This is a genomic window from bacterium, assembly GCA_016700035.1.
Lineage (GTDB): Bacteria > Patescibacteriota > Saccharimonadia > CAILAD01.
Genome location: CP064998.1, coordinates 431,185 through 451,444, shown reverse-complemented (window position 1 = coordinate 451,444; position 20,260 = coordinate 431,185). Strand labels below are relative to the sequence as shown.

Annotated in this window: 24 protein-coding genes; 7 read left to right on the top strand and 17 right to left on the bottom strand. The window is 43.1% G+C overall.

All coding sequences use genetic code 11. The features are described from left to right. The first annotated feature begins 4 nt into the window (after positions 1 to 4). Both IPM44_02130 and IPM44_02125 read left to right on the top strand, forming a co-directional pair. Positions 5 to 1,039 (top strand): ribonucleotide-diphosphate reductase subunit beta, encoded by a 1,035-nt coding sequence (locus tag IPM44_02130; GenBank protein ID QQS27353.1) that lies wholly within the window; start codon positions 5 to 7, stop codon positions 1,037 to 1,039. Between the two features lie 74 nt (positions 1,040 to 1,113). Then, complete coding sequence (locus IPM44_02125) at positions 1,114 to 2,334, top strand: DUF3048 domain-containing protein (protein QQS27352.1); 1,221 nt, start codon at positions 1,114 to 1,116, stop codon at positions 2,332 to 2,334. Positions 2,335 to 2,404: 70 nt separating this feature from the next. Here the strand turns inward: IPM44_02125 and IPM44_02120 are convergent, their stop codons facing one another. Further along, positions 2,405 to 2,578, bottom strand: coding sequence for an LPXTG cell wall anchor domain-containing protein (locus IPM44_02120; protein ID QQS27351.1), 174 nt, complete (start codon positions 2,576 to 2,578; stop codon positions 2,405 to 2,407). A 193-nt stretch (positions 2,579 to 2,771) separates the two neighbouring features. On the opposite strand from IPM44_02120, the gene IPM44_02115 reads away from it, so the two are divergent. Further along, positions 2,772 to 3,911, top strand: coding sequence for a glycoside hydrolase family 6 protein (locus IPM44_02115; protein ID QQS27350.1), 1,140 nt, complete (start codon positions 2,772 to 2,774; stop codon positions 3,909 to 3,911). A 1-nt stretch (position 3,912) separates the two neighbouring features. On the opposite strand, the gene IPM44_02110 is transcribed toward IPM44_02115, so the two are convergent. After that, the gene (locus tag IPM44_02110; protein ID QQS27349.1) at positions 3,913 to 5,271 is read right to left on the bottom strand and encodes a polysaccharide deacetylase family protein; all 1,359 of its coding nucleotides are present in this window, start codon (positions 5,269 to 5,271) and stop codon (positions 3,913 to 3,915) included. A 3-nt stretch (positions 5,272 to 5,274) separates the two neighbouring features. Next, positions 5,275 to 6,354 carry a glycosyltransferase gene (locus IPM44_02105; protein ID QQS27348.1) on the bottom strand — a complete coding sequence of 360 codons (1,080 nt, stop codon included), beginning with the start codon at positions 6,352 to 6,354 and terminating at the stop codon, positions 5,275 to 5,277. 108 nt (positions 6,355 to 6,462) lie between these two features. Here IPM44_02105 and IPM44_02100 point away from each other — a divergent pair, with 108 nt between their 5' ends. Genes IPM44_02100 through IPM44_02090 form a run of 3 tightly spaced genes read left to right on the top strand, consistent with a single transcriptional unit; the run spans position 6,463 to position 8,969 of the window. Then, positions 6,463 to 6,867, top strand: coding sequence for a hypothetical protein (locus IPM44_02100; protein QQS27347.1), 405 nt, complete (start codon positions 6,463 to 6,465; stop codon positions 6,865 to 6,867). Next, positions 6,864 to 7,550, top strand: a complete 687-nt coding sequence (locus tag IPM44_02095) for a prepilin-type N-terminal cleavage/methylation domain-containing protein (protein QQS27346.1) — start codon at positions 6,864 to 6,866, stop codon at positions 7,548 to 7,550. Before IPM44_02100 ends, IPM44_02095 begins: the two co-directional genes overlap by 4 nt. Positions 7,551 to 7,559: 9 nt before the next feature. Next, positions 7,560 to 8,969 carry a hypothetical protein gene (locus IPM44_02090; protein ID QQS27345.1) on the top strand — a complete coding sequence of 470 codons (1,410 nt, stop codon included), beginning with the start codon at positions 7,560 to 7,562 and terminating at the stop codon, positions 8,967 to 8,969. A gap of 3 nt (positions 8,970 to 8,972) precedes the next feature. On the opposite strand, the gene IPM44_02085 is transcribed toward IPM44_02090, so the two are convergent. The 5 genes from IPM44_02085 to IPM44_02065 form a co-directional block, all read right to left on the bottom strand. Continuing rightward, on the bottom strand, positions 8,973 to 10,436 hold the full coding sequence (locus IPM44_02085) for a glutamate--tRNA ligase (protein ID QQS27344.1): 1,464 nt from the start codon (positions 10,434 to 10,436) through the stop codon (positions 8,973 to 8,975). A gap of 22 nt (positions 10,437 to 10,458) precedes the next feature. Beyond that, positions 10,459 to 10,923, bottom strand: coding sequence for a peroxiredoxin (locus tag IPM44_02080; protein ID QQS27343.1), 465 nt, complete (start codon positions 10,921 to 10,923; stop codon positions 10,459 to 10,461). Between the two features lie 12 nt (positions 10,924 to 10,935). After that, positions 10,936 to 11,658: a hypothetical protein gene (locus IPM44_02075; GenBank protein QQS27342.1), complete on the bottom strand. Its 723-nt coding sequence runs from the start codon at positions 11,656 to 11,658 to the stop codon at positions 10,936 to 10,938. After that, positions 11,655 to 12,365: a histidine phosphatase family protein gene (locus tag IPM44_02070; protein ID QQS27341.1), complete on the bottom strand. Its 711-nt coding sequence runs from the start codon at positions 12,363 to 12,365 to the stop codon at positions 11,655 to 11,657. The genes IPM44_02075 and IPM44_02070 overlap by 4 nt, the downstream gene beginning before the upstream one ends. Positions 12,366 to 12,472: 107 nt before the next feature. Beyond that, positions 12,473 to 12,733: an RNA-binding protein gene (locus tag IPM44_02065; protein ID QQS27340.1), complete on the bottom strand. Its 261-nt coding sequence runs from the start codon at positions 12,731 to 12,733 to the stop codon at positions 12,473 to 12,475. Between the two features lie 219 nt (positions 12,734 to 12,952). Here IPM44_02065 and IPM44_02060 point away from each other — a divergent pair, with 219 nt between their 5' ends. Further along, a complete protein-coding gene (locus tag IPM44_02060) occupies positions 12,953 to 13,567 on the top strand; it encodes a DedA family protein (GenBank protein ID QQS27339.1) in 615 nt (204 codons plus the stop codon). A gap of 2 nt (positions 13,568 to 13,569) precedes the next feature. On the opposite strand, the gene IPM44_02055 is transcribed toward IPM44_02060, so the two are convergent. The 9 genes from IPM44_02055 to IPM44_02015 form a co-directional block, all read right to left on the bottom strand. Then, entirely contained in the window at positions 13,570 to 13,809 is a 240-nt protein-coding gene (locus IPM44_02055; protein QQS27338.1) for a PGPGW domain-containing protein, read from the bottom strand. A 76-nt stretch (positions 13,810 to 13,885) separates the two neighbouring features. Continuing rightward, the gene (locus tag IPM44_02050; protein ID QQS27337.1) at positions 13,886 to 15,121 is read right to left on the bottom strand and encodes a DEAD/DEAH box helicase; all 1,236 of its coding nucleotides are present in this window, start codon (positions 15,119 to 15,121) and stop codon (positions 13,886 to 13,888) included. A gap of 165 nt (positions 15,122 to 15,286) precedes the next feature. Next, on the bottom strand, positions 15,287 to 16,654 hold the full coding sequence (locus tag IPM44_02045) for an ABC transporter permease (protein ID QQS27336.1): 1,368 nt from the start codon (positions 16,652 to 16,654) through the stop codon (positions 15,287 to 15,289). Next, on the bottom strand, positions 16,651 to 17,364 hold the full coding sequence (locus IPM44_02040) for an ABC transporter ATP-binding protein (GenBank protein ID QQS27335.1): 714 nt from the start codon (positions 17,362 to 17,364) through the stop codon (positions 16,651 to 16,653). The genes IPM44_02045 and IPM44_02040 overlap by 4 nt, the downstream gene beginning before the upstream one ends. Before the next feature lie 28 nt (positions 17,365 to 17,392). Continuing rightward, positions 17,393 to 18,220 carry an alpha/beta fold hydrolase gene (locus tag IPM44_02035; GenBank protein ID QQS27334.1) on the bottom strand — a complete coding sequence of 276 codons (828 nt, stop codon included), beginning with the start codon at positions 18,218 to 18,220 and terminating at the stop codon, positions 17,393 to 17,395. 71 nt (positions 18,221 to 18,291) lie between these two features. Next, positions 18,292 to 18,720, bottom strand: a complete 429-nt coding sequence (locus IPM44_02030) for an isoprenylcysteine carboxylmethyltransferase family protein (protein ID QQS27333.1) — start codon at positions 18,718 to 18,720, stop codon at positions 18,292 to 18,294. A gap of 24 nt (positions 18,721 to 18,744) precedes the next feature. Further along, positions 18,745 to 19,008 (bottom strand): rhodanese-like domain-containing protein, encoded by a 264-nt coding sequence (locus tag IPM44_02025; protein QQS27332.1) that lies wholly within the window; start codon positions 19,006 to 19,008, stop codon positions 18,745 to 18,747. After that, a complete protein-coding gene (locus IPM44_02020) occupies positions 19,008 to 19,373 on the bottom strand; it encodes a GIY-YIG nuclease family protein (GenBank protein ID QQS27331.1) in 366 nt (121 codons plus the stop codon). Before IPM44_02020 ends, IPM44_02025 begins: the two co-directional genes overlap by 1 nt. Then, positions 19,267 to 20,079: a hypothetical protein gene (locus IPM44_02015; protein QQS27330.1), complete on the bottom strand. Its 813-nt coding sequence runs from the start codon at positions 20,077 to 20,079 to the stop codon at positions 19,267 to 19,269. The genes IPM44_02020 and IPM44_02015 overlap by 107 nt, the downstream gene beginning before the upstream one ends. Positions 20,080 to 20,260 lie beyond the last annotated feature (181 nt).

The window sequence follows — 20,260 nt, the reverse complement described above, 5'->3', positions numbered from 1 at the left end:
ATTTATGCCAATCACTAAAACGACAATTCGCCCCGATATTAATGCACGACGCATTATTAATGGAGCTGATGCTGACGTAATTCAGCTTCACCCCATGAAACATGCTTTTGCCTGGGATGCCTATAATGCTGGCAATGCTAATCATTGGCTTCCTACCGAGATTACCATGATGAGCGATATTGAGCAGTTGCGCAATGGTCGTCTCACCGATGATGAAGTGAAGGCTTTAAAAACAGTTTTGGGGTTTTTTACGACGGCCGACTCAATTGCTGCCAATAATATTGTGCTAGCACTTTACAAGCATATTACTAGCCCGGAGTGTCGGATGTACTTATTGCGCCAGGGTTATGAGGAGGCTATTCATACTCATGCCTATCAGTATATCGTGGAAAGCTTGGGTCTGGATGGTGGTGAGATTTTTAATATGTATCGAGAAGTTGATGCAATTTATTCTAAAGCAGAGTTTATCTTAAGCTTTAATGAGGGTATTTTTGACCCTACATTTAAAACTGGTACATTTGAGAGTGATCAAAAATTTCTTGAAAATTTATGTGTATTTTCACTTATCTTGGAGGGTATTTTCTTCTATAGTTCATTTGCTGTTATGTTTGGCTTCCAGCGTCAAAATAAAATGGTTGGTACCGCTGAGCAGATTCAATACATTATGCGCGATGAAACACAACACCTTAATTTTGGCATCAAACTAATTAATACTATAAAGGAAGAACAGCCTGAGTTGTGGACGCCGAAATTTCAAGAGCATATTGTGGAGCTGGTGCGTCGGGCGGCGCAATTAGAGTATACTTTCGCTTCCGAAGTTTTTCCAAGAGGTATTTTTGGCATGAACGCAGATGGTTTTCGGCAGTATATTGAACATATCGCTGATCGCCGTTTGCAACGAGTTGGTTTACCCGCACAATTTAATGTTGATAACCCATTTCCCTGGATGAGCGAAGCGATTGATCTAACTAAAGAAAAAAACTTTTTTGAAACTCGTGTTACAGAATATCAGACAGGAGGCACTTTGAACTGGGACTAGACTTTCCGATGTGGAATAAAGTGCTTGTGCTATAATCATGTACAGTTAATTAGTTGTAGCTAACTATCAATACTATGCGTAAAAAAAATAAAAATATTAATCAATTGCCAGGCCTTAATTCTATCGAGGCGAGTTTAGACCCGACAGCATTACGACCTGTTCCGGTAGAATCGAAAAAACGTGGTGAGTCACTTATTAACGACCATCATCCATCGTCTATATACAATAAAGCTAGCCATAAGAAGCGTTGGCCATGGTTGATTGGTGGTGTTGCACTGTTAATTGTAGTTCTAGGTGGGTATTTTTTATTAACTCGTAAGGCACCGATTGCTAGTCCAGCACCCCAAAAAACAGAAGCCGTTAAGACGGAGGCTAGCCCAGAGCCCACCACCAAGCCAAGCAGTTTAACAGGAGTATTAGTGGAGCCTGCGGTATCAGAAAAACCAGTTATGGCCTCAATTATTGAAAATATGGCCGGCCAACTTGGTGCCCGACCGCAATCTGGCCTATCTAGTGCAGGAGTGGTCTATGAGGCTCTAGCTGAAGGTGGTATAACACGCTATCTGGCTCTCTGGCAAGCTGATACACCAAAAGATATTGGTCCAGTACGAAGTCTGCGGCCAGTGTTCTTTTATTCAGCAATAGAATATGGGGCGCCTACGGCCCATGCCGGTGGATCTATGGATGGACTAGCGTTAGCGCAAAACCCTGATTTTAAAAATATCGAAGCCCTTGCGACAGGTCCATTTCGACGTATTAATACAAAAATAGCCCCTCATAACTTATATATTTATGGCGAACAATACACAAAGCTTATAGCTTCTCGAGGCTGGGATAAGGCACCAGCCTTTACTCCTTGGCCACGCAAGGATGATACTCCGTCCGATACTCCAAGCGCCACAGTTATTACGGCTAGCTTTTCTAGTGCCGATTATAGAGCTATCTTTAAGTATGATACGGTTTCAAATAGCTATTTGCGAGAAGTTGGTGGTAGAGCTGATGTCGATGCTGGGGCTGGTAATAAGCAGGTGAATCCTAAGGTGGTTATTGTATTAAAAGCTTCAACAGTAGCTGGAACGCAGAAAAATGGCAAACCTAAAACGGATATAAATATCATTGGCAAGGGTGCAGGCTATATTTTTCAGGACGGTACGGTCAAAGAAATTAGTTGGGTGAAGAACTCAGCTACTGACCGTATGCAATTTTTGGATAGCGTGGGTGCTCCGGTGTCATTAAACCGTGGTCAGACCTGGATCAGTATTGTACCAACTACAATACCACCTACCTGGAAGTAGATACGCAAAAGCCTTCTTTTTGTGATAAATAATATCTAATAAAGAAGGCTTTAAAGTGTTGCGTTTTGTATTAGCGAACGCGATTTTTGATTGCGTAGAGCATACCCCAAGCAACCAAGCCGGCTGCGATAGCTGCTGCAAGAGCAACCATCCAGCTGTCAGTAGCACCAGTTGCAGGCAAAGCTGCACCAGTAGCAATTCCAACAGTTGTAGGGAGCGTTCCGCCACCTTTTCCGTAAGTCATAGCGACTCCTTAATAAATTCATTACGTGATCTGCATACAAAAAAATGAGGGCAAGTCACAATATGTGATTCACCCTCATTTCTTATGAGTAGTATTGTATCAGACATAAGCAGAATTGTCAATACTTTTAGTTGACCTTTTTGACTTCTTTAGCTTAAACTATAAAAAGCATAAGGGGGGTGAATTGAATAACTTGATATTACGACGAATTCGACTCGGAGTATTAACGCTTTTAGCTACCATATTGTATGTTGGTGGCGCATTATCACTATCCCCCCTGCTCGCTCGCTACTTGCCGACGGCCAGCCAGAGTTTAACGGCCTCGGTACCTCAGCCTCAAGCAACCGCCATACCTGCCCCGACCACCACCGCAAGTCCAGCAGAATCACTCAAAGAAGCCCAGGCTCAAGCCGAGCAAAAAGATTCACAAAGCCATAGTCAGTCAGTATCGGTACGTCAAAACCCCTTTAGTGGTGCGAGGCTATTTGTTGATCCTGACTCCCCTGCTCGTCAACAGGTAAATGCCTGGCAAGCTTCACGGCCAGCTGATGCTGGGATGATTGGAAAAATCGCTAATAATTCAGTTGGTACTTGGCTCGGAGGCTGGTACGGTGATATTGGCTCGGCCACTCGTCAGTGGTTGGGGCAAATGCAATCTCAAGGGGCTCTACCGGTATTTATTTTGTATAATATCCCGATTCGAGACTGCGGTAGCTATTCGGCAGGAGGTGCTAGTAGTGCTTCGGCTTATCGAACTTGGGTGCAGTCTATTGCTAATGCTAGTCAAGGTAGAAAAGCGGTATTTATTCTAGAACCAGATGCTATTGCGGGCTGGGATTGCCTGAATTCAGGCCAGCGTCAGGAGCGAGCTGATGTTTTGCGTACGGCTATTAATACGCTCTCAGCCGATAAAAACCACTATGTATATCTTGACGCCGGTAATGCAAGATGGCATTCAGCAAGTGTTATGGCGGACCGTATTCGTCAGGTTGGCACACAGGGATTACAGGGTATTTCACTAAATGTTTCAAACTTCCTAACTACTGCTGAATCACAAAACTATGGCACGCAGATTAGCCGGCAAACTGGTGGGTTGCATGTTGTGATTGATACTAGTCGTAATGGTCAGGGGCCAGCTCCAAATCTAGAATGGTGCAATCCATCTGGTCGTGGACTTGGCTTGCCGCCAAGTGCACAATCAGGTAACCCGGTGGATGCCTATTTGTGGCTCAAATACCCCGGTGAATCAGATGGTGCCTGCAATGGTGCACCAGCTAGCGGTGAGTGGTGGGCTGATTATGCACTTGGGTTGGCAGCTAGGGCAGCGTTCTAGATTAGCGCCCCTGAGGATAGGTCTCTAGTAGGGCTTCTTCGAAAGTAGCTGTATGAATGCCAGTGTCCTTAACGGCTTTTAGATGGCTTTCGAGCTGTTTAGAATCTACAGAATACTCACCGCCATCCTGGACTTGGTGATAAACTAAAATGAGCCATAAATTATTATCTCGAGCAAATTCAGCCCACCCTTGAATCTGTTCAGGAGTAGTATTAACTTCAACATTCTGTACCTTAATTTGATAGCGGTCATAGCCAGCTGCATTAAAGCCAGTATCGGTTGTACGATGGCTTTGGTAGCACTCGCGGATTGTCCGTGTCACGTCTTGGTTATAGCGACCAAACGGGGCTGCTACGTTATTGATGCCACCAAACTTAGCGTTTAATACTGTTCTCGATCCTGCTATCTCGCGCATTAGATCCTCATCATGGATTTTTGAGTGATCAGCGTGTGAGTAGGAATGTGAACCAATATCATGTCCTTGCTTCTGCATATCAAGAATTTCATCTGTGCTCATGTAAGCTGAGTTTGTGTCATAGCCTGCCACGACAAACTGAGTAGTCTTAATATTGTATTTATTAAATAATGGCAAGCCTTGCTGGTAGATTGATTTCCAGCCATCATCAAAAGTAAAGGTAGCAATTCCGCGCTTGAGCTTTGGGGCATCCATACGCGTGATGCTGTAATTGCGTGTTTCAAGCCAACCAGCCTTGTCTAGGATGGTTGCAAAGCGTATTGACACAGTACCTTTTGGAATTATCATGGTGGAAGTTTGACTACTCCAATCTTCGGAATCAGTTAGCTGTTTGAGAGTTATGTATTTATCACTACCATCAACCTGGCGCAGTGCCGCACTTGTTACAATGTTCTGATTTGAGCGATATTCGTTTTTAAAAGTTAGCATATCACCTGACTGGACCGGAATGCTTTGGGTTTGCCACTTGGCATCACCATCTAGATAGTCAACAATTTCGACACGCAAAGATGCCTGCTCGGAGTTTTGCTGGTTTATGATAAATATAGGTACATTCTTCCCATAATGAGCTGTTTGCCAGCTGGGTTCCGGTAGTGAGTCAACAGATTTTGGGTAAGGGTCTAGTTTAACCGGTAGCGATGCAGTGCGATAGTTGATGATAGAATTCTTTTGATTAAGTGTAGTGATAATCGGATCATGAAGCGGATCTCCAAATGTAGGTATATCCAAGTCGCCACCATAGCAGGTGGTATCTTGAGCTAACTCGAGATTGGTTTTGGGTTTGGGTGTCATAGCTGAGCCAATACTCATTAGCGGAACAAGGTGCCAAATTAAAAATCCAGCCGCCAGTAGGTAAAGCAAGAAATTACGATATTTTGACTTCACGCTTTATGACTCCACCACTTTATAGCGACGATTTTCGGTTGACCAACCAACCTGTGGACCACGAAAACGACGTAAGACTACTACTTCAAAAAAGGCTTTAACATATATGGCCATATTGGTGATGCGCAGTAGATAAAATAATGGGAATGCACTAATAATATCTAACCTGCGATGAGTAATGCAGGCCATAATTGTCATAGCAAAGAAAATGCCAACATCAAGCAGGAAGGTTTGGGCGATAACATGTACTCCTCTACCACTAATTAGTAGGATTGGTAACAGTACTAAAAGGTTAAAGTAATAAGCAAACATCTCTAAAATCTGATAGCCTAAATAGCCATCAATTTTTTGCCAGCCTCGCCCTACTTTGTAGGTTAAAACACCCTGCCAAAAACCACGGTACCAGCGAGTAATTTGCTTAACATAATCGCTATAGTCTTTTGGGTCTTGGGTGAGAGTACGAGCTTGGGCTATAAAACCTATCCGTCCTAATTTCTTACGGTGTATTTGGATAGTAATATCAAAGTCTTCGGTAAAATTGTTGGTTTCAAAGTCTAGATCCTTTAAAATGTCGGTTCTAAAGCAGCTTGTTGGGCCAGGAATAACTGGTATTACACCGAGCATGTGTTGAATACGACGCATAATCTCTTGACCAAAACTATATTCATAAGCACGATACTTAGAGATCCAGCCACCATACATTGATTTTACATAGCCAGTTGCGGCCACATATTTTTTTGGGTCAAGCTCTTTTTTAAGAACAGTAAAATAGCGACCTTCAAAAGCTGAATCAGCATCAGCAATGTGGAGCCAAGTGTATCGACTTTTAATCTTGAAAGCCTTGATGGCTTTTTTTATCGCCAAAGCTTTACCCGATCGACTAACCGTTAATACGTGGGCTGAACCAAGGATTGACTGAGCTATCTCAGCTGTTTTGTCCGACGAATTATCGTCTACAACATAAATATGTCGAACCGACAAGCCAGCAGCAATTGCCGAAAGAATAGTCTTTTCTATAACTAGCTCCTCGTTGTGTCCGGGTATAATAAGAGCTAAATGATGTTTATGCTTAATCTTTTTCATAATAAGATAATCTATTTGTCAATAGAATATGCAATAATAGCATAAACATTATTAAAAGTCAATAGTTTACACCTGTTAAAATTAGTTATGCTTGCGTATAATAAAGGCATGAAATACGGGCATTCCAAGCAGGGTTTTACATTAGTTGAGCAGCTTGTCGCAGCTACTGTAATGTTGGTTGTTTTTGTAGCTGTCACCCAGGCCTTTATTGGGATTGGTGTGGTAAATAATCGCTCAGATGCACAAACCGAAGCAGTTGAACTGATGCAACAGAAGCTTGAGCTGTTACGCAATACACCATTTAATGACCTAGATGTTGGGGTGTCTGATTTTACTACAGAAATGGCACCATTCACCACTCTGCAAAACCCTCGTTCTGCTACGGTTACTATTACAGAGGTTACTCCCAGTACTCTCAAGCGAGTCGATATTCAGCTAAGTTACACACAATCTGGTAAATCACGAACCGTCGGTACATCAACATTGATAGGTTTACACGGGATAAATCGATGAAGCGTCGGCATTATTCTGGGATTACTCTTATCGAGATGTTAGTTAGTATTGCTATTGCTTCCCTGTTATTGCTTATAACACTCCAGGTCATTAGTCGAAGCTATGTAAATTGGCGACGCGAGAGCACTAGAACTCAACTGCAGACCAACACCAAGACGGCTGTGGAGACGGTAGCGCAGGTTATTCGTTCAGCAAAATCGGTAGAAGCCCAAAACTCTCAGCCAGATAGTCATGCTCCAAATCCTGAAAACCCCTATTCCTGGACTAGTGCGACTGGATCTGGCGCAACGCTTATATTGGCTGTCCCTGCTCGTGATGCGAGTGGTAATATAATATATATCGACGCCACTCATACCAGCTTATATACCGATAATGTAATTTTTTACCTGGAGCCTAATACCGATATTTTGTATCGTAGAACGATCGCCAATACAGTTGCGCCTAATAATGCTACGACAACTACTTGTCCACCAGCTCAGTCTACTCCTGCATGTCCACCCGATTCCAAGGTAGTAGCGGATATCGCCAATCTCACCACAACATACTTAGATGCATCAGGTAATGTTGTAGCCTCCCCTAGTGGTACCGAAGCAGTGCGCTATGAGTTATCGCAAACACGCAGTATTGGTAGTCAGATGTTTGAATCTAGCTATGGTACAACCGCAGCTTTAAGGAATAAATGAGGATAAATAATGCGTAAGAAAAAACATTCTATTAATAGGGGCAAAAAGGGCTTTACTCTACTTATTACTTTGGTGATGGGTGGAAGCTTTTTGGTAATCGGTTTGGCAATTTATCGCTCTTCACTAATCAATTACTCAAATGTCCGCCGTGACTATAATTCCCTCAATGCTCTAGCAGTAGCTGAAGCTGGCGCTGATTCAGCAATTGCCAGCTTGAATGCTAATACGAGTTACTCAGGGACCACTGCAACTTGCCCACTCTCTGATAATCCTACCGGTGGTACTGAGCTCTATAATGATGCCATTAAAGGGCGTGCCGTATATGATAGCTGTATTCAGGCAGGTAGCATTCCGAATGAAAAGATCTTGTGGGCTAAGGGTAGGATTTATCGCCCTCAGTCCAGCACTACGCCAACTGCAACTCGTACAGTTAAGATTACCTTGATTGCCTCTACTCTTCCAGCTACCAATTATTCTGTTCAGACTGGACCAGGTGGACTAATTATGACTAATAGTGCACGCATATCGAATGGTGCGGTATATGTTGGTGGAACGTTATCGATGTCTAATACGGCCCAGATTGGATCAGTCGCTACTCCAGTCGCTACCCAGGTAGCTCATTATACCTGCCCCGTGCCCGCCACCAGCGCCTATCCAAGCCTCTGTTCGACTGGACAGCCAATTACTTTGACTAATCAAGCCCATATTTATGGCAATGTATCGGCCAATAACCAGATAAATGGTAATGGTATGACAAATGGTGGATTAGTCGCTAGCTCTGGCGTTCCAGCCCCCACTCTGCCAGATTATGATCGGGCTTCGCATAAAGCAGCTGCTACCAATAATCTAACAGGTTCACAGGCCTCTTGTTGGGGCAATCAGCAAATCACTTGGCCTGCTAATGTTAAGATTACTGGCACAGTAAATCTATCCAATAATTGCCAGGTTACAATGTCGGGCCCGGTCTGGATAACTGGTAATCTTAATATTTCTAACCGCGGGATATTGCGAATTGCTTCGGGGGTTACGACCACACCGGCTATTATGATTGATGGATCGGGCGGGTTAAATCTAGCTAATCAGGGCACGGTAGCTGCTAATAGTGCTGGCATTGGGCCAAAAATAATTACTTTTTGGGCGAACGCTAGCTGTAGTCCGGATTGCACATCGGTAACTGGTACACAGTTGGCGAGTTCACAAAACCAAGCCACAATAAATATTAGTAATCAGGGTCTTGGTGCACCGGCTGAGCTGTATGCTCGCTGGTCGAAAATTCAGGTGTCTAATGGCGGTACGGTTGGTAGACTACTTGGTCAAACTATTCAATTCTCCAACACTGGATCGGTTAGCTTTGGGCTGGGTGTTGGTAGCACCCCTGGTGAAACAGTCTGGAGCGTACAGTTTTACGACCGACAGTAGTATTTAGTTTAATGCTTTTTGCGTGATTTTAAGGCGCTCAATAGTTTCTCCTACGCTTAGAACTGAGATTGTCTCAAATAATCCAGGAGCAGCAGTCTTGCCAGTAATGGCAACTCGAATCACATAAAACATCTGTCCAGCTTTTATATTATGCTCTTGCGCAGAATCTCGCAGTTGAGTTTCAATATCAGCCGCATCAGATGAAGTTAATTCGGAGAGACTCTTTATTGAGGCTTCAAGAATTTTAGAAGCCTCTTCAAGCGTGGCTTTTTTGATAATTAGATTCTTTATCTCGGTGTGATTATTGGGCCTGGTAAAGAAAAAAGCGACCAACTCCGGCAGTTCTTTAAATGTTTTAATACGCTCTCTCTCGAGCAGTACAGCAGATTGAGCTAGTGTGGTATTTGTTAAATTGGCCTGTGGAAGCTCTGCTAAAGCTCGGTTAATATAGTCTTGTTCAGAGAGTTTTTCACGAATAAAAATTCCATTCATCCAGTCTAGGCGATCAACATCAAATTTAGCAGGACTTTTTTGAATACGCTCCAGGCTGAATTTTTGTACCATTTCTTCTAAAGAAAAAATTTCTTGTTCTGTGCCATCATTCCAGCCAAGCTGAGCTAAAAAGTTGAGGATTGCTTCTGGTAGATAGCCTTTTTCTCGGTACTGCAAGGCATCGGTATCGCCGTGTCGCTTGGAAAGCTTTGCTCCATCAGAACCCAAAATAAGAGGTAGATGAGCCCAGATCGGGCGCTCAAGGCCCAGTGCATCATATAGAATAGCATGTTTTGCTGTAGAGCTAATAAACTCATCACCTCGCAGGACATGGGATATCTGCATGGTATGATCATCGATAATATTAGCGAAGTTATAGGTTGGGAAGCCATCAGCTTTGACTAAAATAAAGTCATCTAGGATCGACCAATCTAGCTCAAATTTACCACGAATAGCGTCTTCCCAAACTATATTGGGGGTTGTCAGTTTTTTTTGCAAAGCAAGGATATCCAACCGAATTGGTGCCTTGGAGCTTTGTTCCGAGGCTTGAGGCTCCATACTGCGCCGATAAACAAATGGCTTTTTGGCATCAATGGCGATTTGGCGATTTTTTTGAAAATCATCAGGCGTGATATAGCTACGGTAAGCCACACCCATATCGATCAGTTTTTGAGCGAAGTCATCATAATGAGGTAGGCGCTGGCTTTGAATGTAGGGGCCGGCGTCACCGATATGCTCACCTTCCCAATAGCCTTCATCTGGTATGATGCCTAGCCAATCTAGTACCTCGCTAATTTGGGTAATACCAGACTCTACAAACCGCTCACGGTCAGTGTCTTCTAGTCGTAGAATAAATGTGCCACCGTGTTTTTTGGCAAATAGATAGTTAAAAAGTGCAGTGCGTACTCCTCCAATGTGTAAAAATCCGGTTGGAGATGGTGCAAATCGCACGCGAATAGGGCTTTGGCTACTCATATTACCAGTATATCAGATAGAGCTAGCGACTGTGCTCTTGCATCCAGGCACGCACTGTCGGGACAGTTTTGAGGGGTTGAATTTTTGGCCAGTGAGCTTCAATAGTAAGATCTGGGCTGATCAACACAGCTGAACGAATAATACCCATAAATTTACGTCCATACATCGAGCGCTCACCCCAAGCATGATAGGCTTCAATCATATCTTTTTCTGGGTTAGATAGTACTGGAAAAGGCAAATTATATTTTTCGGCAAACTTCTTATGACTATCAACTGAATCGGCTGAAACACCGAGTACTTCAATGTTGTCACTACGCAGGTCTTCAATGCTATCGCGTAATGAACAGGCTTGAGTTGTGCACCCGGGCGTGTCATCTTTTGGATAAAAATAGATCAGAGTATGCTTGCCAGCTAGGTCTTTTAAACTATGTGATTTTTCATTTTGGTCCAATAGTGTAAAATTGGGGGCTTTTGAGCCAATCTCCATAATCTTTCTCCTTTATACTCGCGGTTTAAAATATCTCTCCCAGTGATCGTAGAGCTTTGCGGTGGCAATAATATCCAAGGCATTATACTGAGCTATTTCTAGGTATTTACCATCGATATAAGCTTGCCCCACCTTATCACCAGCCATTTCGTCAGTTTTGGGTGTATCAATTGAAAAAGCTCGACACCAACGATGCAAACTACCACGATACATAGCCAGACCGTTGAAGCTTAATAGTTCGGCCAGGTCATAATGAGTAGCTGTGGGGGCACCAAGATTGTTATAGCGATTTGACGTTAGATCGCGGGTTGGACGGATGCCATGAATAGCCGATCGGATCATTAGGTATGGTACATCACTGCGCCGGCCAAAAAAGCTAATAAACTCATCATGCACTTCGGCTAATGCCCAAAATTTTGTTAGCATCTCTGGTTCGGTCATGGCGACATATTTAATGTTGTCTATTTCTGTATCTTCTGGCTGAGTTTTGCCAGCATCATAGTAGACTGCCCCTTTGGTCTCATCTGGATTATATACCCCAATAGCTATCACCTTACCAGTTAGTGGTGAGAAAACCAGCTTGCGCTTGAGCTCTTCAAATTCGGAGTCATATTTTTTTTGATCAACTTTAGGATCGGGTAAGCTCTTCATAAGATCTTGCTGGGTCAGCTCGTCCATTGCATCAAAGTCTTCGCCAACCATCTCAATATCAAAGACTAATTTCTTCTTGTTCATTGGTAATACACCTCGTTATAGCGCACTAGGCGCAAGTAGTTTATATCCGCACTATAAGCATACTGCGTTATACTGCAGTTTAGCACATCATCGGTCTCATTGAGCTCTAGAAGTTGAGCTTCGGTTAGCTTTTCCAATATTTTGCGGATCATCTGAACAACATCGGCGTGAGTAATAACTAGTATTCTCTTGCCAGCTTGATGGCGATAGATTGAATGTAGAAAACTATGCAGTCGGTTGCCCATATCGGGGTACGATTCTCCACCTAGAGGTCGATAGTAATAATTGCCCTCAAGCTTTAAGCGAGCGGCCTCAACTGGATAATGCTTTTCAATGCCATAGCTTGTCATTTGTCCAAAAATACCAAATTCACGTTCTCGAATGCGATCTTCTATCTGAAATGGGATATGGTAGTTGATGGCAGACTGAATTTGAGAAAATGTATCACGAGTTCGGAGTGTAGGACTAACATAGGCTTTATCGATCTTTCTGTAGTGGCTTGCAAGAGCTTGACCGGTTCGGGAAGCCTGCTCAAAGCCTATTTTTGTTAGCGGGACATCAGCGTCTCGAATTTGATCAAGTAAAACGCGACTACTATCATGGTGTGCCTTGGCGATTGCTAGACGCACATTTAGCTCAGATAGGCCATGACGAATGATAATTAATTCTGATGGAAAGCCACCTCTGGCGTCATTTATTTCGCTCATGCTTTTATTGTATCAGAAAACTACGCAGTTCTACTCATTGTTATTACACCAAAATACCGCCCTATTGGAGCGGTATTTTGGTGTAATATTTTCTAGCTAGCGAATACTTAGTTGCGCGGAGCCATCGGTCGAGCTTCGTTGACAACAATGCGACGACCATCCATTTCTGAACCATCTAGTTGCTTAATTGCCGATTGAGCCTCTTCGTCTGAGCTCATTTCTACGAACCCAAAGCCCTTTGAGCGCTGGGTATCGCGATCAAAAATTACTTTTGCGCTTACTACTGTACCAACAGCTGAAAAAGCCTCTGAGAGTTCTTCGTCTGTGGTTGAATATGGGAGTGATCCCACGAATAGCTTAGTTGCCATATATCTCCTACTTACCGTTTTTAACGGCCCCGTTACTGCTATACTGCTGGAATAAGATCCATTTAACACCAAGTTCGGGCATCTTGGCATTATCTGGTCGACAGCCTACACTATGGTATCTGTTTCTAGACATTATTATTATACTGTATTTTGTCAATAAAGCGAATTAAATGTGAGGTTTTGTAGATAAAAAATCCTTAATTTGATACGATACTGCCTATGATTGATAGTATTGCTCATGTTATAGCTCAGTTCGGCTATATCGGTATTTTTATAGTTATGTTTATTGAGACTATTTTCCCGCCAATTCCGTCGGAACTAGTTCTACCACTGGCTGGCTATTCGGCTTATCAGGGTGAATTAAATTTGGTGGGGGTAATTATTGCTGGCACACTCGGCTCCTTGGCTGGAGCAGGATGTTTTTATATTCTTGGTCGTAGCTTACAGGAACATAAACTCCGAGCTTTTGTGGCTCAACACGGCAAATGGATGGGGTTAAAAGAAAAAGATGTCGCAAAATCACAGCAGTGGTTCGAAAAACATGGCTTAGTGGCGATCTTTTTTGCTCGCCTGCTTCCTGGTATGCGCTCACTTATATCGGTTCCAGCTGGCCTGCATCGAATTCGCCCCCTACCATTCATCCTGCTGTCATTATTAGGAACAGCTACCTGGACCATCCTATTAGTTTTAGGTGGTTATTTGCTTGGTGATCGGCATCATTTAATCGCTCAGCATGTTAAACCGCTATCCTATTTAGTTTTGGGGTTATTAGTGGTCGGGGTTGGGCTTTTATTATGGCGACGGCTCGGTGGCTATAATAAAAAAGAACTATAATACTAGTTTTTTCGATCTGCTTTACGGCTGGCTACGCGGTCATACTGACGCCTCGCCGAAGTTTGCGCCTTGTCTAGTAGTCCTTGTGCCCAAATAAACTCTCGAGCTAAGATAGCGAGTCCAGCTATTATTATTAACAGCCCCGGTCCTGGAAGCACCAAAAAAGCCAAGCCAATCAAGATGAGAGTTAGACCAACGACAGTAATGATAGAGCGCCAGGCGTGGCGTAGTACAACCCTCAAATACCCTCCTTATACTACACTCTAGCCTAGCGCAAAAATCTAAAAAATAACAGTGAATTATTTCACAAAAAACGCACTAATCGACGAAAGTGAGAGCGTGTCCAGCTTGGCCAGCTCGGCCAGTCCGACCAATGCGATGGATATAATCAGCATAGGTCTGTGGTGTATCATAGTTAATCACCAAATTTACATTTGGAATATCTAAGCCTCGCGCTGCCACATCGGTTGCCACTAAGATGTGCACTCGCCCATCCTTAAAGGCCTTAAGACTACGCTGGCGCTGGGGTTGAGATTTATTACCATGAATCGCTTCGGCTCGCTTGCCAGAACGAGAGAGCGTTTCAGCTAAGCGTTGCACGCCAAATTTCGTTTCACCAAATATCAGAACCCGCTCAAAGTCCGGTTGATTTAGGATCTCCGTAAGTTTTTCAAGCTTATCTTCTCGGCCGTCATAGCGGACAATATTTTGTTCAACATGCTCACTAGTCTCTTGAGTGCGGACCGATACGGTTATGGGATCGTTGAGTAGGGTATCGAGGAGCTGAGAAATATCTGGTGTAATTGTGGCGGAAAAACACAGGGATTGTCGCTTTTCTGGCAAATAAGCCATGATAGCCTTAAGATCCGGCATGAAGCCCATGTCAAGCATACGATCAGCTTCATCTAGAACAAAAAAACTAACTTGCGACAAGCGCAGGACTTTTTGATCCAATAAATCTTTCAGCCGACCAGGTGTCCCGATAATAAGATGTGGATGTCGAGATAACTGTTGGATTTGTGGTCGAATATTCATTCCGCCCACACAGACGGCAGAATATAGCTTTAAGCCATGTGCAAAAGCCCTAAATTCATCGTCAATTTGGGTAGCCAATTCTCGAGTAGGGGCAATAATTAGAGCCGACTGTTTTTGATTATCAGTTTTAAGACGCTGAATAATTGGTAGTAAGAAAGCAGCAGTTTTACCGGTGCCAGTATTAGCTAGGCCAATAATGTCACGACCTTCAATTGCCGAGTGGATAGACTGATCCTGGATGGCAGTTGGAACGGTGTAACCTTTTTGATCTAGGTTGCGTTGCAGGTCTTTAATAAATCCAAAATCGGCAAAGACGTGCTTGGCTTGATACGGTGTTTGGTCGGCCGGCTTGGTCGCAGCGTTAATGAATTTGGTAGGATCAATAAACTGCTTACCAAATTTGGTTGGCTTACGCTTACCGCTACCGTAGCGAGGTTTGTGTGGATTATGCGGTCGACCTGGTCGGGAAGAATAACTACGGCGAGGACCGCCGGGACGTCTAGTTGATGAATTGTGCAAAAGAAAAGAGCCTTTCTATGGAAAAATTATCTCGCTTTAAAACAGCGAGGCCAAAGCGCCGTGCGCTTGCGTTGATTTCTCCTAAGACTCGATATTTATAAAAGAGAGCTGATTAATATGTGCTTATATTCTAACACATATTAACTTTCTACGCAATATTATATGCTACTCAGTGCGAAGTGCCTCAATTGGGTCGAGTTTGGCCGCTTTTCTGGATGGTAGCCAGCCGGCCAATATGGAAACTAGCATTAGTATCAAAATTAGTATAATTATTTCAATGGGACGAAATATCAGTAGACTATTCCCTTCACCCAAATTAATTTTTTGCGTAATCCAAGGGTTTAAAGCTACGCCCAGTACAACTGCAGTTAATGAGCCAATAACACCGCCAATTAACCCAATCCAAGCTGCTTCAAACCGGAAAAGATGGCCAATATCTTGCTTGCGCATCCCCAGGGCTTTCATCAGGCCGATCTCACGCGTACGCTGTAAAACCGAAATATACATAGTATTTACAATACCAAAGACCGATGCAATGATCGCAATTGCCCCAAAGGCAGCTACAATCCCCTGCAATACTCCGATGATATTCGTAAGAAACTCCTGAGTTTCTTTTACGCTTTGTGAAATAAAGCCCAAATTCTTGATTTTATTCTGCACCTCAGCCATACTTTTTTCATTTGTGCCGTCTTTGACTTTCACAAAAACATAGTTAAATTTTCGGTAATTTGTCGTGCCGGCAGTTGTAATGTCATTGAGTTTGCGAGCATCATCAGCACCAATGTAGAGGTAGAGATCTGTACCAGGCTGGGCAGTGACGGGCTTGCGCATAACGGCTGCAATTTTATATTCGAATTGTTGTGAATTAGTTTGAGCCTGGTTGGCGATTTCTTCTGGGGTGGCACCGGAAGTGGTTAAAGCCATCATCTCAGCCGGAGACAACGGTTTTTGAACTGAAAAAATCACTGTCTTGCCAATTGCTTCTTCGGCGCTTGAAAAACCCAGTGCAGAAATATATCCTTCAGGTAGCAAAACTCGCTCCCCATCAAGTGGTTGAGGTATTGAGCCAGCTACTAGCTCTGGTTTTTGAGCAGGGTTAAATGTGGCCGCTGTAGCTACATACTTCTTCTGACCTTCACGTGTAATATAGTGTAAATTTATTTGCAAATCTTCTCGAACCGATTCAACCCCGTCAATCGCTTTAAGCTTAGTGATGTCTTCCTCGGTGAGGCGCTTTACCTGGGTGGTTGCACCACTGTTGGCTACCCCCATACCAAAACTTGGATCATACTCTCGTGGTTTTGTGGTATCTCCTCGCCCAAATATCGATTCATCGGCCGTCACAATAAGTTCAGATGGATCAAAGTTCTCAGCAATGATTTTGTTTACAAAAGCCGTAGCACCATTACTGGCAGCCATTGTTAAAGTAAGGGCAAAGGTTCCAACCGCAATCGCTAAGGCCGTTAAAATAGTGCGCCCTTTTGCACTACGTAAGCTGCGACTAGCTCGATTAATTAGGTCACGTAGGATCATTTTTTAACCACCCGATCTACGCTAGCTGACTTTATTTTTTTTATATCATCTTGAATTTCGCCATCTTTCATATGGATTTGCATACGACATCTTTGTGCTAACTCCAAGTCATGCGTCACGATTATTAATGTACACCCTAGTTTTTTATTGAGGTCGAAAAGTAATTTAATAATTAACTCGCCAGTATTACTGTCAAGATTGCCAGTTGGCTCATCGGCAAAAATTAATTTTGGCTTATTGACGATGGCTCGAGCAATCGCTAGGCGCTGTTTTTGTCCACCCGACAAACTGCTGGCTAAGCTATCGACCTTACCTTCAAGTTCAACCGCCCTTAGAGCATTCATCACTAAGCCCTGACGCTTGCGTCGGGCAACTCGAGCGATTTCTAGCGGTAGCATTACATTTTGGTAGCAAGTTTGATTGGCCTCCACAAAGAAGGCCTGAAATATAAAACTCATCTCCGAGGCACGAAACTTATCAATATAACGTGGCTTCATATCGTGGAGATTTTTTCTATTGACCACTACTTCCCCACTACTAGCCCGATCAAGACCACTCATAATGTGCATCAGAGTCGATTTGCCAGAACCAGACTTGCCAACAATAGCCACCGTAGTACCGGCAGGAATTTGTAGACTAACTTTATGTAGGGCGGTAAAGAGATTATCACCCTTGCCGTAAGTCTTACTTACATCGCGCACTTCAATCATATATTTTAAGTATAGCAAATACTCTTAATTAATACGCCGAGCCTGACGCTGTTAATGTTTGACTTGAGATTTCGTGTACCGTCTGATTAATCGCTTTGACGTAGCGTGAGGTAATAGCATGCGGAGCTAAGATTCTTTTGATATGAGTCTGTGATCGAGAGTCTGCCACCGCATGGATATGCTTGGCAATAACCAAGTGATCGAATGCACCGTACAGGAGATGCACTTTGGTTCGCTGGTTGAGATATTGAATATCTTGACTAAAGCTTTGCTCCTGTACGGTATGCGCTAAGCTACTGAAAATTGGATGCCAGGTTTCTTCACAGAGTCGATTTTTACCCATTAGCTGGGGTGTTCGACGCTGCAAACTAGCTGTAGTCTTAAGTGTGGCTTTTTTGGGTAATTTTGCCAGGGCAGAATACAGCACTTGGTAAGATCGGTCTAGTAGCCTACGATGATCAATCGTTTTTTGTTGATATATTGGTGGGGCTGCAACCACCAATGACTCTACTAAATCTGGATACATCACCGAAAAACGTGTTGCAATTAAGGCACCAATTGAAAAACCAACTATAATGCTGGGGTGTAATAACCCATTTATGGCAAGGGTGTAATGGATTGACTGAGCTTGAATTTGCGCTGTGTATGAAATGTTGGTGGGTTTTGGGCTTTTACCATGTCCTAATAAGTCGAGCACTACAACATGATGGTTGGAGCTAAGCTCGCCAACTAGTTTCTGCCAAATAATTGAGCTAGTAGCAATACCGTGTAGCAGGATAACTCGTGGCTTGTGTGACTCACCATAGGCTTTAAGTTCGAGCTGATAGTGAGGTACTCGTGAGTCTAGTTTTTGCATATACTTACAAATATTAAACCGCTTAACTGAAAAATATCTGAATTTTTAAGATAACCACAACCTATGAATAGTTAGTATATGCCGGGTATAAACCGCTTGGTGGTTTTCTTATATGGTGTGTATTGACGGTAGTGTTTGGCTAGGAGGCGCTCCTCATAATTGGCCTTTAGTATAAGAATTATCACTAATGATATATATACCAATATGCGTATAGTAGTAGCATTTTGTAATAACATTGCTAACCCCAGAATCATTAGTGCGGTATATATTGGGTGCCGGATGTATTTGTATGGTCCAGTGGTGCTGAGTTCTGCTCCGCGAGCAATTTCTGGCATAACGGTTAGGGTTGGCTTAGTCATGGCAAGCATTGCTGTAAGACCAAGTAAAATTGCGCCACCGGCCAGTATAAAGCTCAATATGCGCGGTGTCTGATTGCTACTAAGTGCCAGTATTGCCAAAAGTATGAATTGCAAAATAACATACAAGCTACCCTTTTTCATACTACTATTATACTGGATTTAGAACTAACAGTAATTTTCTTCAACCGTCTCTTGGTTCACGCCATTAACTACACTGCTAAAACCAAGCATTGATATAGAATGACAAGCCATTTCGGCTCGACCACCCGACCGACAATATAATATCAATTCGTCATCAAAATTAGCATTTGGCAAGTATTGGCTTAAATTATTAATATTACTTAGCGGTATGTTAACAGCTCCCACTACATGGCTCTGACTAAATTCTCGAGGCTCTCGAACATCTACAATAATACGCTTTAACTTCATTATTCCCTCATCATACCAGCAGTTATTAGTTTTTGTTTATCTCGACGACTTAATTGCTTAATCCGCCACTCTTCTTGCTGGGCACTTGAGCGGTTTTTTACTTTTTTTCTGAACACTAACTGGACCGGTCGGCGTGAGCGAGTATATTTTGCCCCCTGCTTGCCGGAATTATGGTCAGCAACTCGCCTCTCTACATCGTGGCTAACACCAGTATACAATGACCCGTCGTTACAGCGAACAATATAGACAAAATATGGTTTATCGACAGTAGTCACTGGTTTTACCGCTGGCTGGGTCACCAGAAGGAAGTGCACGGATAATCTTCTCGTCAGCCTCTGGCATCCAGTTAAACCAACAGACTGCATGCCAATCAGTCTCCTTGAATTGGCTATGCGCAGCTTGATAGGTAGCAGATTTACTTATTGCATTTTGACTACGAAAATCATACACGCCAAAATCGAAGAATGTATTCTTTGACTTAACAAAACCGACCGATGTCGCTAGGGTCTCACCAGCTTCAATATGAACCGTAGCTGTGACTGGCTGAGTTTGCGAGCTATCTACTTGAGCTGGCGGCCAAGTTTTCGTAGCATCTTTTAGTTTTGTTGATAGAGTACCTAGGTGGTCCAGTCGATACATTACTCCGCAATTATTCATAATGTCGAACATATACTGAACTTCACCTTGCTCGATGTATTGCGCACCACGCACCACGTAGCCATCGATCGGAGCTGTTACGACAACCAATGAATTTGATGTACCATCCAAGCGAAATCCACCATGCGACTTATAATTACCCCCTCGCTTTTGGCCTGGATATAAGATGCTAGTGACTTTACTAAGATTAGTCGGAGTCTTCAACATGGGTTGGGTCGGGCAATCTGGTGGAGCCTCGGAAGCTTGCCAACCATCTGAGGTTTGTTGCCAGATTAGCTTAGCTTCTTTTTTTACTGCAACTGCAGTTGGCGCTGGTGTTAGTTCATTTTTTTTATTCCCATTTAAGGCATACCAAATGCCTCCACCTATCAAAATTATTACTGCTGCTCCAATAATAATCTCTATTACCCCCATTCCATTTCGCCTACTACGCAGAAGCTTCATTGCAAAAAAATCTCGCTTAAATACTTATGCTTTACAGCATACCCACAATTAGCGCTACTCTCAAGTAGGCATCAAAATATAGACTTTTAATTAGCTATTGTAATATCTTAAAAATCTTTTTATAGAGTAGTACTTCTATGGTGCCTTAACC

Excerpts from the sequence above, each read along its gene's own strand:
- IPM44_02130 (QQS27353.1), top strand. The coding sequence starts at position 5 with ATGCCAATCACTAAAACGACAATTCGCCCCGATATTAATGCACGACGC.
- IPM44_02125 (QQS27352.1), top strand. The coding sequence starts at position 1,114 with ATGCGTAAAAAAAATAAAAATATTAATCAATTGCCAGGCCTTAATTCT.
- IPM44_02120 (QQS27351.1), bottom strand. The coding sequence starts at position 2,578 with ATGACTTACGGAAAAGGTGGCGGAACGCTCCCTACAACTGTTGGAATT.
- IPM44_02105 (QQS27348.1), bottom strand. The coding sequence starts at position 6,354 with ATGAAAAAGATTAAGCATAAACATCATTTAGCTCTTATTATACCCGGA.
- IPM44_02100 (QQS27347.1), top strand. The coding sequence starts at position 6,463 with ATGAAATACGGGCATTCCAAGCAGGGTTTTACATTAGTTGAGCAGCTT.
- IPM44_02095 (QQS27346.1), top strand. The coding sequence starts at position 6,864 with ATGAAGCGTCGGCATTATTCTGGGATTACTCTTATCGAGATGTTAGTT.
- IPM44_02090 (QQS27345.1), top strand. The coding sequence starts at position 7,560 with ATGCGTAAGAAAAAACATTCTATTAATAGGGGCAAAAAGGGCTTTACT.
- IPM44_02085 (QQS27344.1), bottom strand. The coding sequence starts at position 10,436 with ATGAGTAGCCAAAGCCCTATTCGCGTGCGATTTGCACCATCTCCAACC.
- IPM44_02080 (QQS27343.1), bottom strand. The coding sequence starts at position 10,923 with ATGGAGATTGGCTCAAAAGCCCCCAATTTTACACTATTGGACCAAAAT.
- IPM44_02075 (QQS27342.1), bottom strand. The coding sequence starts at position 11,658 with ATGAACAAGAAGAAATTAGTCTTTGATATTGAGATGGTTGGCGAAGAC.
- IPM44_02070 (QQS27341.1), bottom strand. The coding sequence starts at position 12,365 with ATGAGCGAAATAAATGACGCCAGAGGTGGCTTTCCATCAGAATTAATT.
- IPM44_02065 (QQS27340.1), bottom strand. The coding sequence starts at position 12,733 with ATGGCAACTAAGCTATTCGTGGGATCACTCCCATATTCAACCACAGAC.
- IPM44_02060 (QQS27339.1), top strand. The coding sequence starts at position 12,953 with ATGATTGATAGTATTGCTCATGTTATAGCTCAGTTCGGCTATATCGGT.
- IPM44_02045 (QQS27336.1), bottom strand. The coding sequence starts at position 16,654 with ATGATCCTACGTGACCTAATTAATCGAGCTAGTCGCAGCTTACGTAGT.
- IPM44_02040 (QQS27335.1), bottom strand. The coding sequence starts at position 17,364 with ATGATTGAAGTGCGCGATGTAAGTAAGACTTACGGCAAGGGTGATAAT.
- IPM44_02035 (QQS27334.1), bottom strand. The coding sequence starts at position 18,220 with ATGCAAAAACTAGACTCACGAGTACCTCACTATCAGCTCGAACTTAAA.
- IPM44_02030 (QQS27333.1), bottom strand. The coding sequence starts at position 18,720 with ATGAAAAAGGGTAGCTTGTATGTTATTTTGCAATTCATACTTTTGGCA.
- IPM44_02025 (QQS27332.1), bottom strand. The coding sequence starts at position 19,008 with ATGAAGTTAAAGCGTATTATTGTAGATGTTCGAGAGCCTCGAGAATTT.
- IPM44_02020 (QQS27331.1), bottom strand. The coding sequence starts at position 19,373 with ATGCAGTCTGTTGGTTTAACTGGATGCCAGAGGCTGACGAGAAGATTA.
- IPM44_02015 (QQS27330.1), bottom strand. The coding sequence starts at position 20,079 with ATGGGGGTAATAGAGATTATTATTGGAGCAGCAGTAATAATTTTGATA.